Here is a 13272-nt window from a genome sequence, read left to right on the forward strand (position 1 = left end):
CGCCCCTAACAATGCCCCCCCCATTGACGATAGAATTCCGAACTACGAATAGTCTGCGTTTGTTCCGATGCTTGCTCGACAAGCGCGTTTCGAAGGCCCTTCTGCCAAGTAGGCATAAGAGCGATGCATTGCGTGCCTCGTTTGGACTGCTGCTTCTGAGTAAGCCTAAACAGCCGATCAAACCGAGTTAAACCAGATTCAATCACTTTACGGTCTCCAGCGCCATCAGGTCCGAGAAGCAATTGCTCACCCGGGTACGACGTGCAGACCGCGGCCACTGTCTTGGGAGCGAGCCACGCTGAGAGATCATTGAGCGCAACTCCGTGCTGCAAAAAAACGAAAGGTGGTATTTTCGCGTTCCGCTGAAAACGCCCAGGAATGAAGTACATGTTGTTCGCAATGGCATCACTGCTAACAACGGCAACTGATGCCAGGTACAGGAACTTAGCTCGGAAAGTTCCGTACGGAACCAATTTGACGCCTTCCCTTACAAGCCTGTCCCAATCCTTGCTTTCTTTTTGTAAGACAAAAAAGGGCTTGAAGACGTGTCGGTTTGAATCGGACATATATCTATAAAGGTGCTCCGCATTATCGTGCGCAGACCAAGGGCGGTCTATAAGCACCAAAATACGATAATCCGTGAGCTTCAATAAAAGCGATCTTGCTGTTGAAAGCAAATTCTGTGATAGCACAAAGCACATCCGTCGCGCTGTCCGGCGAAAGAGGTTCATTAAACGACGCGAGCAATGCCCAACAACATAGTCAGAGAGCCCTAGCAGCCGGATAACTGCCCAATCCAAATCTTTAATGCGAGTCGGAAAGTACTTACTGCGGTAGCTTGTTTGACTGGAACGCCATCTCTCAACATACCGCAATTCAGACACTCCAAGATACCCGATTTGTTTGCCGCCCCAAATGACAGGTCTCTGATCCCGCCCGCCTATACTGGATTCGATTATTGTTTCCGAATTATGAATCGAATCTTTCAGTCCTCTAGTACGCAGTGCAAGCATTGCTTCCAAATTCAGTGGGCGTATGCGAAACTCGCACAACGAGTCCAAAGAGATTTTCCGAACTACTCTTGCAAGCCGATCAAGACACGCACTGAATTCCACAGGGTTTGAAAGAATGAAACCCGGCCATTGATCGACGGCATCCAAATACCACGAAAGCTCGTAAAGGACTACGTTTTCTACCCATTTGGAAAGTTCTGTTCCCGCCGACGATCGGATGAGCGCCAGATACCCAAATTCCAACTGTTCGTCGAAACGCGATAACTGCTTCCACCCCGCTTGCACTAATGAACCGCCATCGCCGCGTTTACGATAAATATAATGTGAAGAGTCACTTAAGACAACACACGCGGAGCTACAGCTTAGAAGATACTGACCAATAAATTTCCCATCTTCAAAGGAAGGGCGGACTCGTTCATCAAAAAAGAGTCCTGCTTTACGAAGAGTCCTTCCTCTCAGGAACACTGGTATACCGAGCTGTATGACTTCTGGATGCTGACTAAGCACCAACGGACCTCGGTATTCTTCAAATCGATAGGTTAGCGGATGATTATTCTTGAGAGTTTGGTCTCTCTCGCTGTAAATGAGGACCTTGCAAAAAATAGCGTCAACAACTGTAGATTCCTCAGCCCTTCTCATTGCCGAAATCGCGTTCTTAACATAGTTCGGAGAAAGGACATCATCTGGATCCGCAAAGCTCACCCAGTCAGCATCTGCAACCGACAAGGCTCGATTTCGAGAATAGGAAACACCACGGTTTGACGTATTTTCAATGAGTTCACCACGTGTCGGCCACCGCGTTAGCCACCGGCGAACAACGGACTTCGATTTGTCGGTCGATGCGTCGTCGACAAAAATGACGCGCAGTGCCCCTCGATAGTTTTCAAACTGCCAGTTCAAGCTAGTCAGGAAATCTTGCAGGTAGCACTCTGAATTGTAAATCGCAACGATTATATCGACTGAGGGAAGCTCAACGCTATACGTCGCCATGCCGCTCACTCATATCTGCAAACCGCGGAGGCATGTAAGTCAGGCGATGTCCCTCAAGTATTGATGTTGCAAGGTCGTCTTCGCCACGAGCACTGGCGGCAGCCCAAGCGGAGTATGCATCCGTTACTTCGTCCACCTCACCATCGGCCAAAATCTCTCCCTGATGAAGCCAAATGGCCCGAGAACAGTTTTTCCGAATGGATTGAACCGAATGATTAACTAGGAAAAGAGTGCCTGCGCGAGCAAGGACTCGGTCCATCCTCTCCGCAGCTTTAGCAGCAAAAGCTGCATCTCCGGTCGACAAGGCTTCGTCAACCAACAGAATTTCTGGTGTTATCGACGTCGAAATCGCAAATTTAAGCCTTGCGCTCATCCCCGATGAATAGCCTTTTATCGGTCGATAAATCGCTTTCCCAAGTCCTGTGGCCTCGGCGATCTCTGGAAACTTGTCGTCAATTTCCTCGGGCTTCATACCCATCGCTAAACAACCTAACCAAATATTCTTCTCTCCGGTCAGATAGGATTGCAATGCCGCAGACACTCCAAGCAAGACAGGCCGTGACTTAGCCAGCACTCGTCCGGTATTTGGGACTTCGTTCCCAGCAATCAGCCGCAACAGAGTCGACTTGCCTGAACCATTATGCCCTATGAGCCCGATGGCTTCCCCTGGATAAGCGTAAAGGCTAACTCCTTTAAGTGCTCGAACCGAGTTTTCACCAAGGCGTGCATGCCTGAATGACATTCCAAAAATGTCTCGCGATTCAACCTTATAAGATTTCTCTACGTTCTCTACAATCAACACCGGTAGTGTTCCATCAACGTTCGACGGTGACATAACGCTCCTCGGCCCTCCAGAAAAACCAAAACCCGAACAAAAACGTTCCAAACGACCAAGCACAAATTGATGCAAAAACGCCCAGAGACGGAAGAGATGCGTACATTACCGCTCCTCGTATTGCCTCCAAAAATTGATACGCTGGGTTCATAGTCATCGCTTTGATTAGGAACGGGTGATCTACATAGCGAGAAACCGAGAAGAACACGCCAGAGATAAAAAACCAGGCGCGCATACCGGCGTCAACTAATGGACCGATGTCTGGTACGAAAGCGGTAATCCGCGCCAATATCAAGTGAAGTCCTCCGCCAAACATCAAAAGCAACAACAAAAGTGGAACTACCGCAAGAATCCGCCACGTCGGCCAGGTCCCCCACTGCGCTAATAGAGCCACCACGATTGCGATAGCCGCTGATGGAAGAAGGTCGTACGTATACCGGAGCATCTGCGAAAACGCTACGCAAGCTCGCGGAAAAGAGAAGGCATCGATTAGGTTCTGGGAGGCCTTCACAATGCCTACACCCGAGTTCACAAGCTTTGTGAGAAAATTGAAAAAAGTGACGCCCAAGATTAAGTATCCGACAAAATTATCGATATCTCGAGCTGTCCTCAGAATCAGTCCGAAGATCAGGCCATACATAACGCCGTCGAGCGCTGGCTGGGCAATCAGCCAAAAACGCCAAAGCTTATAATTACTTGTTGTTCTGAACGCCTTCGACTTGGCGTCAAACGCAATGAAGGCTCGATACTCCCAAATTCTAGCAATGTAAGAGCCGAATCCGTCTGTTGATCTCAGGCCCACCAGCTGCGAAGAATCAAAACTTATTTCGCGCTTCAACAAAGCTCCCTTCGCGCTCGTACGTTCAACTGGCGGGTCGCTTCTAAATGCGCCCCAAAGACTCTTCTTGGAGCTGGTCTTCCGATGTCGTCCCAAGACTAGCTGCCTTCCATATTGAAGATTCGAGCACTTTGCCCATTAAGGTCATTTTACCTTTCTAAGGCTACAGCACTATTCGTCGTCCACGTCAGTTACTAATACAATTAGCTCGGGCTGCCGCCAGTGAGGCCTGCAGGGGCATTGCAGGCCTGCCCGACGCACGAAAACTGTATCCCTACAGGCGATTTGCACACCCAACGGTTCCCTTACTATAGTTTCAATCATCGCACAGAGCGGGAAACGCAAAGTGCGCCACCTTCCTCCATAGCTCAGTTGGCAGAGCATTCGACTGTTAATCGAAGGGTCACTGGTTCGAGCCCAGTTGGAGGAGCAGAAGGAGAAACCACCTGGGAACAGGTGGTTTCTTTGTTTCAAGCCACCCCTGATTCGAGGTTTAGGCTTAAGGGACAGAAGGGGTTCGGACATTTTAGGAACGTCCCTTAAGCCGGCTAAGTAGCCAAAGCCCTTTCTAATACCCACACCGTATTGGAAGGGACGAGACGTCGAAAGCGAGAAGTAGGTAGGCTATGTTCCACATACTTACTACTCAAATCATTAAGGAAGCTCCCCACAAATGATCCAGTTTGTTGTTGGCGCCGCGGCAGGCTACGTATTCGGCACTAAGGCGGGCCGGAAGCGCTACCACCAGATCAAAGATGGTTACGAAAAGCTGGTGAACTCCCCTGCCACCAAGACGCTTGTTAACGGCACTCGTCGGGCAATTGCCAACCGTCTCGATCCGGAACCGAGAATGAAAGAGGTCAAGGATCTCTCACGCGGACGGCGGAATTCGGGTCAATTCGACAATTCGGATACCGTGTACGAACCCGACCAAGATTAGTAGTTTAAACTGATATTAGTGTGCATTGCGCACTAGTAGCCAGAATGAGCACCGCCCTCAGGGTGGTGCTCATTCGAATTTTTCTTGTTTGCGAAAAGTGACGGCGGATTACCGGCCGCGTCGAAAATGGTTAATTTGCTCCTAGTTCTGTCCGCTTCGGAACGCGCGCTCGTTAAGCTCCCTGCGAGCTTGTTCTAGCGCAACCAGATCCGAGAACAGCGAGTTGTACGCCGCTTGGTCGTCGGAGGGGCGCATGCGGCCGAGCTGGGCCTTGATGAGCGCAATCTGGTCGCCGACGCGGGACTCCTGGAGGCGGGAAAGCACGGAGTCGGTGTAGACATTCATGTCGACATCGGTGGGCAGGATTTCCTCAACGGCGAGCTCAGAGATGAAGCTCTGGGCGGTGACGTCGGGCATCTGCTCGCTGACTTTTGCGACCCATTCGACTGGGGGCATCGTCAAGGCAGTGGCAATGCCGCCAGCCTTGGAGATGGCCTCGCGCACGGCGCGGTAGGCCAGGTTGGTGTAGCTGGAGGCATCGATGCCATCGAAGTACTCGCCGGCGTTCTGCGGGTACTGAAGGGCGATTTTTAAGGCCTCGCGCTGCGGCCAGAGGTGCGTGTCCTTCGGGTTGGGGCGATGGAGCACGGGGACGTCCTGCGCTGCAGGAGCCTGCTTAGAATCGTCGAAGCGACGGATGGTGCGCTTCTCCTTCTTCGGGGCGCGGTGGGCTTGCTCGACCTGCTGGAGGACCTCCATGGGGTCAGGCCAGCCGACCCACGCGGAGAGGCGGCGTGCGTACTCGTCACGCAGGGGCTTGTCCCGGATGTCGGCAACGACGGGGACGGCGCGGCGCAGGGCTTGGAGGCGGCCCTCGGCAGTGTCGATGCGGTAGCCGGCGATGATGGTCTGCACGACGAACTCGAACATGGGGATGCGATCTGCGATGAGGTCGCGCACGGCGGCATCGCCACGCTTGATGCGCAGATCGCAGGGGTCGAGGCCCTCGGGGGCGACAGCGACGAAGGACTGGCCGGTGAACTTCTGCTCGCCCTGGAAGGCACGCATGGCGGCTTTCTGGCCGGCCTCATCGCCATCGAAGGTGTAGATGAGCTCGCCATTGAAATACGAGTCGTCGAGCATGAGGCGGCGGAGGATCTGGAGGTGGTCCTCGCCGAAGGCGGTGCCGCAGGAGGCGACGACGGTCTTGACGCCGGCGGCGTACATGGCCATAACGTCCGTGTAGCCCTCAACGATGACGGCCTGGTGGGCTTCCGCGATGTGCTTCTTCGCGAGATCTATGCCGAAGAGGACCTTGGTCTTCTTGTAGAGCACCGTCTCTCTGGTGTTCATGTACTTGCCCATCGGGTCATCATCGAAAAGCTTGCGGGCGCCAAAGCCGATGACGTTGCCGGCGAGATCCTTGATGGGCCAGATGAGGCGACGGTGGAACATGTCGATGGGGCCGCGCTTGCCCATTTTGGACAGGCCGGCCTTTTCGAGTTCCTCGAAGGAGAAGCCCATGCGGATGAGGTGCTTGGTAAGCGTGTCCCAGCCCTCGGGAGCGTAGCCGCACTGGAAGTCGTAGATGATCTCTTGGGAAAAGCCGCGGTTGAGGAGGAAATCTCGGCCAGGTGCGGCCTCGGGGGTTTCGAGCTGCTTGCGGTAGAAGTCGTGGGCTGCCTTGTTCGCTTGGATAAGGCGCTGGCGCAGGCCTGGCTTTTCCTCGCGGGCGGCGGCGGAGCCACCTTGATAGGTGATCTGGTAGCCGATCTTTTGGGCGACGGCCTCGACGGCCTCGGGAAACGTCAGCTGTTCCATCTCCATGAGGAAGTTAAAGACGTCGCCGCCCTTGCCCGTGGAGAAGCAGTGATAGTAGCCGCGCTGCGGACGCACGTGAAACGAGGGGGTGCGCTCATCCTTGAAAGGGCTCAGGCCCTTCATCGAGTCGTAGCCAGCAGGCTTTAGTTGCACGTACTCCCCCACGATTTCCTCAATGGGTGCACGTTCACGGATCGCTTGAATATCGCTGTCCGGAATCCTGCCTTTCGCCATGGGTAATAGATTACCTGCACTGGCAAATCAGCGACCGATTTCTTCATGGTGCTATCCGTTTGCAATGATGGGGGTATGGCGCACTCTACCCCCTCGAAGAAATCACTGCCTGCCGTCATCGGCGGCGTGGTGCTAGTCCTCGTGGCGGGCTATTTTGGCATCGACTTGGGCGGGGATTCTGGGTCCTCATCTCAGGAGTCGTCGTCGGCTACGTCTGCTCCTGCCTCAGCATCTGGGACGGCTTCTGGGACGGCGGGAGATGAGGGGGCATCGGAAGGCTCGTGTGCTCTGGACACGCTGCCGGCTGAGGCGGCGGAGACGGTCGACGACATCCTCGCCGGCGGGCCGTACGAGTACCCCGACAACGACAACGTGCGGTTTGGCAACTACGAAGGCGTGCTGCCCCAGGAGTCGCGGGACTACTACCGCGAATACACCGTCGAGACACCGGGCCTCAACCATCGCGGCACACGCCGCATCATCACCGGCGGCGGTTCCGAAACCGACCCCGACGTCTGGTACTACACCAACGACCATTACGAAAGCTTCTGCTCCATCCCCGACGCGGAAGGGTAACCATCATGAACCGAGTTCTCATCACCGAACCGCTGCGCACGCGCGAGGAATTCTTTGCTGCCTTGGGCAAGATGCACTTTGTAGGAGACTCCCCTGCCCCCAGCAACCTCGACGCGCTGGCGGACTTTGTGCGCGAGTTCCATGTTGACGTGATTGTGGCCGCGGATATGGCGCTCGAGCTGCATGACTACCAGGACCTGGTGCGGGTGTTGGAAGCTGAGGGTGTGAAGTTGGTGCGGTAAAGAAGAAAGCTCGTTGTTCCGAGAGGAACAACGAGCTTTATCATTTCAGCCGGATGCTGGCTTAGCCCAGCATCTTTCGCAGCTTCTGGAAAGCCTTCTCAAGGCTATCCGGCACCAGGAAGTTAATGGCGCCCAAGGCTGCGATGACGCTGACGATTGCGCCGCCTAATGCACCCAAGACACCCGCGAGACCCGCATCCGACGTGGAGGAGCCACCGGTGTTGCCCGCGTTATCGCCGTTGCCAGGCGCGCCGCCGTTGTCCTTACCGGTCACCTCGACGACGCGGTTGGCGATGGCCTGGTTTCCGGCAGCATCCGCCACCTTGTACGTCACCGAGTAGGTTCCAGGCTTCGACGTGTCGACGGAGCCGACGACCTCGATGGAGCTGGTGAGGTCGCCATCAGTGGCATCGGTAGCCGTCACGCCCTCCGCAAGGTTGGCCTTCTCTCCTGCCATGATGCTCAGTGCCCCGGCGGGGACATCGATCTGGGGAGCTTCGCGGTCGCCGGTCGGCTCGGTCGCCGTGAAGTAGCCGAACTGGCGGGTAAAGCCCTGCTTGTCTGCGTCCTTTTCAGAAGCGTCGGTGGACTGAGCGTACCAGCCATACGTCTCGCCTGGGGTGAGACCAGTCCACTGCGTACTTGCGCCCCAGCCCGACTTCGCGGTATCCGTGCCGATGACCTCGTCCGTCGGGGTCAGCGCCAGCATGGCGTTAGAGGTGAAGTTCGTCTTACGGGTCTGGAACTGGACCGGCACGCGGAACTCATCCTCGTGACCGTTGTAGCGCCCGCGGTCGTCGTACTCGGTTGCTCCGAAGTTATCAAGGAGCGGAGAGTAGGTATCCACGATCATCTCGCCGGCGTCGAGGTCGAACTGCAGAAGACGGAAGAAGGAGGCACCGAAGCGCACACCGGTGTCCTCGCCGTAGTCGCCCACCTCCGTGATGCCGAGCTCGTCGGTGCCGACCTCATAGAACTGGTAGTCCGCAAGAAGCTCGGTGACGTGATTGTTCGTCTGGCCGGCGTCCTTGCGGGTGACGATGGAGACGCCGTGCTCGTGTCCGGAGAGGACGAGTGCCACGTTCGGGTTCTTCTCGATGAGCCCCTCGTACACGGCGCGGCCATCGTGGGACGCGACTGCATCGCGTCCGTCGGGACTGCTCGACGGCTTGTTGTAGGCATGGGTGAGAATAATGCCGTTACGGTCCGAGTACTGCTTCAGGACGCCGTCGGCCCATGCAATTTCTTCGTCGGTGACGTCGTATCCCAGGTTCACGGCTACGAAGTCGAGGCCGTTCGTGGAGAACAGGTCGTAATGGTTATCGTTGTCGCCTTCCTTCCACGGGTGGTAGGAAGCGTCGTAGGTGTTCCAGTCACCCTTGCCTTGTTGCTCCTCATAGCGCTCGGGACCAAAGTACTGGTTGTACAAGCTGTCTGCGCCGGTCTCGGCACCCGAGAGGTTGTCGTGGTTGCCCGGAAGGACGCTGTTGACGATACCGGCGTCCTCAAGGATCTTCTGCGCCTCGGAAGCGAACTCGAACTGCTTCTTCGAGACCTCCTTCAGAGACGGATCGTGGTGCCAGTCCTCGATGATGTCTCCGGTGTGTGCCGAGTACACGATCTTGCGTTCCTTGGCGTTGTCTGCAATCCACTGCGGTACGGACGTGTACGCTTCCTGCCACTTAGCGCGCTCCTCCTCCGTCGCCTTCTCGACGGCGCCTTCAGCCAGGTACTGCGTATCCGTGTGGTGAGCGATGGCGAAATCGTAGTCCTCGGGGTTCGCAAAGGAGCCCTCGACCGGCTCATTGAGATCATCGGCGAAGGTGTCGTAGCCAACGAGCATGGCATGGATTGTGTCTCCGTCGACGAAGTCCTTGTTCGCCTCGGCCGACAGCGTCACGGGCTTATCCGCAGCACCCGGGGCATCGGCAAGCAGCTGCCATTCGCTGGTTTTAACGTTCCAGACGTAGAGGCGGGCTGTGCGCTTCGGGTCGATGGTGCCAGACCAGACGAGGTCATGGGATTCGGCGTCCTTGTTGGCGAGAGTGAGATCGAAGCGCTGGAAGGGCATGTCACCCGTGTTGGTGGATTCGACCTGAGCACCGGTGCCGGGCTTAAGGACGGTGTCAAACTCGGCGGCATCGGCAGCATCGAAGTCGAGCGTGTCGGGGATCTCGGTGAACGAGCCCTGCGTGCCACCCTGCGCGACGTCGACGTCGGCCTTGGTGAAGGTCGTCTTGACGTCCTCGCCGCTGGGATTTACTGCGCGGGCGGCGATGGTGACGCCGTCACCCTCCGGCGTGGAGTCGGTTCCCTCACCGACCGGCAGGTTCGCCGACGTAAAGCTGTACGACTCAGAGACTTCGTTGCCAAAGACATCGTGGCCAGCCGCAGTGATGGTGTGCTCGCCGGCGCTGAGCCCGCGGCCGATCTCTTCGCCGATAGCGATGGGCTCGCCGTCCAAGGTGTAGGTGAGCTCGCGGGCAAAGAGATCCGGGTTATTGAACTCGATGGCGAATTCGGTGGGCTGCGAAAGGAAGGAGCCCTCAGCCGGCGTCGAGGAGGCGATTTCGCCCTTGAGATCCGTCTGCAGGTGGGACGTGGTGTACAGGGACGCAATGTCAGCGTCTTCCAAAGGCTCGGAGAAAATGCGGGCTGCAGAAATCGTAGCCGCCGAGTAGAACTGAGCACCGTTGTTCGGGCCAGAGTCCGCGCCAAGAGTCAATGCGTCCGCGTTAGAGCCGGGACGGGTCATCGTGCCTTCAGCCTTAGTCTCCGCGGCCTTTACGCCATTGACGTAAAGCTTGGAGGTCTTTCCGTCGAAGACGCCGACGGCGTGATACCACTGACCCTCCTCCATCTTCGTCTTGGCCTGCTTGTAACCGTTCACGTGAACGGTGAACGTGAGCTGGTCACCGTAGGCGACCATGGCCCAGCCGCCCGCTTCCTTATTGGCGCACAAGCTCTTCTCAGAACCATCAAGGTTGCCGTCGTAGCGGAAGACACACTCGACAGTAAAGCCATCTTTGAGCTCGTCGTACTTGTCTCCGATATCGAAGCCAAACGCGTCGCGCTCACCGTCGAAAGTGGCGACCGGGGTTCCAAGAACCGGATCCGTATCGAGCTTCGGAGCACCCATCAAGTTTGTTGCGGTGTTAGCGGCCTTATCGGTGGCGCGACCATCGGCAAAAGAGACATCAATGATGTCAGCAGCCGGCGCTTCTTGAGCGTTGGCCAGGGTCGGAGCAACAAAAGACGAGCCCGCAAGGCTCAAAAGGGCAAGAAAACTCGCCTTACGCGAAATATTGGAATGCATTGCCATCCTTGATGAAAGAGAAATTTCGAAAGGTATACCTTTTCGGTACGCGTGTAATGCTAGAAATGTCACTTTTCAAACTCGTGTCACTCAAGTGAATTAATTTGAAACTAAAGGCAAATGACGTTAACTTGCCTGCCTATCTTTCTCGTGCTGCCGCGCGATGGGCGTTGGGGTCAAGATCCACGTGTGGGGGTTACTTGATATGCACCAACAAAGGTGCCGCTTCGTCAACGCACCGCTTATATCAGTGCCTTATCCACGACCATTACTACTGTCAGAATGACCAAATATATAAGAAAAGAACCGCGACACAATCGCTCATCTCATGCAACGGATCGGTGCTTTCACAATGGACAGGGTCCGAGAGGTTGGGTGGGATCATCGTCAACAGAGTGAACGGCACACTATCGATGAGCATCTTCACCTCACCGTAGAGGCGTTTTTCGAAGCGAAGCTCAAAGAACCAAAAATCGTCGAGTTGCTCAACCACTATTGGGATATCCCGAAAAGTGAAGCACTGAGAGTGATCCACGACGCGGAAGACGTGAGAAAATCCAGCAGGACTTAATCGGCTGAACTCCGTCGAACCACAATCTAGTCCATGAAGCCGGAGAGCTCGGCGCTACGCTTGGCCAGCCGCTCGAGGCGGGACTCGGTCATGGAGGCGATTTGGTCGATGATGACGCGGTCGCGTTCGGCGTCGGAGTTGGCGGCGAGCCACCAGCCGGCGAACATGGCGTCGAGGGAGCCGGGGGCGCCGGCGATGAGGTAGTCGTAGACGCGGTAGATGCGCTCGCGCTGGCGATCCTGACGCGTGAGGTGCGCGGGGACGTCCATGACGTAGAGGACCGCGATGGTTTTAAGCAGCTTGACCTCGGCTTGGGCGAGTTCGGGGACGACAAGGTGGCCGTTGGTGCGGCCCAGCTTGTTCTCGGCGAGGAGGTCTGCGTTGGCGGTACGGGTGGCGCCGACGGTGGCGCCGACGTAGCGGCCGACGAGCTCGGAGGTCATCTTCTTGAGATCGGTGTAGGCACGCAGGGAGTAGTCGAAGTCGCCGATGGCGTTGATGACGTCGAGGCGGCGGAGGGAATCGGCGGCATCGAGAAGCTCTGCTGCTTCGCCGCCGAAGGCTTGGGCGCCTTTTTCGGCGAGGGTGGCGAGCTCGACGAGGTCCCACAGGACGGATAGGGAGATGCGGCGGGAGATAATGCCGTCTTCGACGTCATGGACGGAGTAGGCGATGTCGTCTGACCAGTCCATGACTTGGGCTTCGATGGGCGGGAGGCCGTCGGTGTGGCCTTGGCGGACCCACTCGAGGATGTGGGCGTCCTCGTCGTAGCAGCCGTACTTGCGGTTCGTTGTGCCGTCCGGGTTGGTCTTGAGCTTGGGATATTTGCAGGCGGCGTCGAGGGCGGCGCGGGTGAGGTTAAGTCCGTAGCTTTCCTCGCGACCGTTCACGGTCGCGACCACTTTGGGCTCAAGGCGGGTGAGGATGCGCAGGGTTTGGGCGTTGCCTTCGAAGCCGTTCTGGGCGACCTCGTTGAGGGCGGTCTCGCCGTTATGTCCGTAGGGCGGGTGGCCGATGTCGTGGGTAAGCCCGGCCATGTCGCAGAGGTCCGGGTCCAGGCCCAAGCCGCTGCCGATGCCGCGGGCGATCTGGCCGACCTCGAGAGAGTGGGTAAGGCGGGTGCGGGGTGTGTCGCCGTCACGGGGTCCGACGACCTGCGTTTTATCGGCGAGGCGGCGCAGGGCCGCAGAGTGGAGCACGCGGGCGCGGTCGCGGGAGAAGGCGCCCCGATGATCTGGGCGAGCGTCGTGGGCGAAAGAGGAGCCTTTGGGAGACTCGTCGAAAAGGCGCTCGGTATCGGCGGGTTGGTAGGAATACATCGAGGTTAAGCCTAGCGTTTATTCGCGTTCGAGCTGGTCGTGGCGCGCGCTCCAGTTGGGGCGCATAATGCGCTCGAGGCGGTGCAGGGCGGGTGTGAGGCCAGGGATGACAAGCGCGAGGATTCCGCCGACTTCGTGGATGACACAGCGGAACCAGGATGCCTGTGGGAAGTGGATGGGGCAGGCTTTGGCGGTGACGGTTGTCGCGCGGAAGCCGTGGCGGCGGGCGATGAGCCAGGCGCGCGGCGCGTGGTAGGGGTCGGTGACGAGGGTGATGTCCTTGACATCTGGGAAAGCGCGCTTGACGGCATCGAGTTCTTCGCCGGTGGTGTGGCCTTCGCGCAGAGCAGTGATGTGGGTGGCGCCGCGGGCTTCGAGGTAGCGGGCCGCGACGCCGGCTTCGGTGAAGCGGTCGCCGGGCATGTTGGAGCCGGTCGTCACGAAGTGGCGGTCGGTGCCAAGCGCAAGGGCGGCGTTGAGACGGGCTTGGAGAACCTTGGAGGGGCGGCCGTCATACTGGGCGGCACCCAAAATGACGATTGGGCCGAGTTCATGTTCCATTAGTGGGTAGTCTAGT

10 protein-coding genes and 1 tRNA gene are annotated in these 13272 nt (G+C 57.2%); 4 read left to right on the forward strand and 7 right to left on the reverse strand.

Annotated elements, in window-relative coordinates:
• Positions 1–5: 5 nt before the first annotated feature.
• The 3 genes from ABJ196_RS06915 to ABJ196_RS06925 are packed head-to-tail and all read right to left on the reverse strand — an operon-like array spanning position 6 to position 3679.
• The gene (locus ABJ196_RS06915; protein ID WP_347305794.1) at positions 6–2003 is read right to left on the reverse strand and encodes a glycosyltransferase; all 1998 of its coding nucleotides are present in this window, start codon (positions 2001–2003) and stop codon (positions 6–8) included.
• Positions 1990–2838: an ABC transporter ATP-binding protein gene (locus tag ABJ196_RS06920; RefSeq protein WP_083314897.1), complete on the reverse strand. Its 849-nt coding sequence runs from the start codon at positions 2836–2838 to the stop codon at positions 1990–1992. The genes ABJ196_RS06915 and ABJ196_RS06920 overlap by 14 nt, the downstream gene beginning before the upstream one ends.
• Positions 2819–3679: an ABC transporter permease gene (locus ABJ196_RS06925; protein WP_347305795.1), complete on the reverse strand. Its 861-nt coding sequence runs from the start codon at positions 3677–3679 to the stop codon at positions 2819–2821. The genes ABJ196_RS06920 and ABJ196_RS06925 overlap by 20 nt, the downstream gene beginning before the upstream one ends.
• Before the next feature lie 354 nt (positions 3680–4033).
• On the opposite strand from ABJ196_RS06925, the gene ABJ196_RS06930 reads away from it, so the two are divergent.
• A tRNA-Asn gene (locus ABJ196_RS06930) sits at positions 4034–4106 on the forward strand.
• Positions 4107–4349: 243 nt separating this feature from the next.
• Positions 4350–4616, forward strand: a complete 267-nt coding sequence (locus tag ABJ196_RS06935) for a hypothetical protein (RefSeq protein ID WP_066511559.1) — start codon at positions 4350–4352, stop codon at positions 4614–4616.
• Positions 4617–4757: 141 nt separating this feature from the next.
• Here ABJ196_RS06935 and dnaG read toward each other — a convergent pair whose 3' ends face one another.
• Positions 4758–6671 (reverse strand): DNA primase, encoded by a 1914-nt coding sequence (gene dnaG / locus ABJ196_RS06940; protein WP_347305796.1) that lies wholly within the window; start codon positions 6669–6671, stop codon positions 4758–4760.
• A 75-nt stretch (positions 6672–6746) separates the two neighbouring features.
• Here dnaG and ABJ196_RS06945 point away from each other — a divergent pair, with 75 nt between their 5' ends.
• Both ABJ196_RS06945 and ABJ196_RS06950 read left to right on the forward strand, forming a co-directional pair.
• The gene (locus ABJ196_RS06945) at positions 6747–7247 is read left to right on the forward strand and encodes a ribonuclease domain-containing protein (protein WP_347305797.1); all 501 of its coding nucleotides are present in this window, start codon (positions 6747–6749) and stop codon (positions 7245–7247) included.
• 5 nt (positions 7248–7252) lie between these two features.
• Positions 7253–7489, forward strand: a complete 237-nt coding sequence (locus tag ABJ196_RS06950) for a hypothetical protein (RefSeq protein ID WP_257036091.1) — start codon at positions 7253–7255, stop codon at positions 7487–7489.
• Between the two features lie 61 nt (positions 7490–7550).
• Here ABJ196_RS06950 and ABJ196_RS06955 read toward each other — a convergent pair whose 3' ends face one another.
• The 3 genes from ABJ196_RS06955 to ABJ196_RS06965 form a co-directional block, all read right to left on the reverse strand.
• Positions 7551–10805: an immunoglobulin-like domain-containing protein gene (locus tag ABJ196_RS06955; RefSeq protein ID WP_347305798.1), complete on the reverse strand. Its 3255-nt coding sequence runs from the start codon at positions 10803–10805 to the stop codon at positions 7551–7553.
• A gap of 597 nt (positions 10806–11402) precedes the next feature.
• A complete protein-coding gene (locus ABJ196_RS06960; RefSeq protein ID WP_347305799.1) occupies positions 11403–12695 on the reverse strand; it encodes a deoxyguanosinetriphosphate triphosphohydrolase in 1293 nt (430 codons plus the stop codon).
• Between the two features lie 18 nt (positions 12696–12713).
• Entirely contained in the window at positions 12714–13256 is a 543-nt protein-coding gene (locus ABJ196_RS06965; protein ID WP_347305800.1) for a YdcF family protein, read from the reverse strand.
• Between the last annotated feature and the right edge of the window lie 16 nt (positions 13257–13272).

The sequence above is a fragment of the Corynebacterium sp. SA-MJD20WY100 genome, assembly GCF_039822565.1.
GTDB lineage: Bacteria > Actinomycetota > Actinomycetes > Mycobacteriales > Mycobacteriaceae > Corynebacterium > Corynebacterium phoceense_A.

Coding starts and splice junctions, on each gene's coding strand:
- ABJ196_RS06935 (WP_066511559.1), top strand. CDS start 4,350: ATGATCCAGTTTGTTGTTGGCGCCGCGGCAGGCTACGTATTCGGCACT.
- ABJ196_RS06960 (WP_347305799.1), bottom strand. CDS start 12,695: ATGTATTCCTACCAACCCGCCGATACCGAGCGCCTTTTCGACGAGTCT.
- ABJ196_RS06945 (WP_347305797.1), top strand. CDS start 6,747: ATGGCGCACTCTACCCCCTCGAAGAAATCACTGCCTGCCGTCATCGGC.
- ABJ196_RS06950 (WP_257036091.1), top strand. CDS start 7,253: ATGAACCGAGTTCTCATCACCGAACCGCTGCGCACGCGCGAGGAATTC.
- dnaG (WP_347305796.1), bottom strand. CDS start 6,671: ATGGCGAAAGGCAGGATTCCGGACAGCGATATTCAAGCGATCCGTGAA.
- ABJ196_RS06915 (WP_347305794.1), bottom strand. CDS start 2,003: ATGGCGACGTATAGCGTTGAGCTTCCCTCAGTCGATATAATCGTTGCG.
- ABJ196_RS06920 (WP_083314897.1), bottom strand. CDS start 2,838: ATGTCACCGTCGAACGTTGATGGAACACTACCGGTGTTGATTGTAGAG.
- ABJ196_RS06965 (WP_347305800.1), bottom strand. CDS start 13,256: ATGGAACATGAACTCGGCCCAATCGTCATTTTGGGTGCCGCCCAGTAT.
- ABJ196_RS06955 (WP_347305798.1), bottom strand. CDS start 10,805: ATGCATTCCAATATTTCGCGTAAGGCGAGTTTTCTTGCCCTTTTGAGC.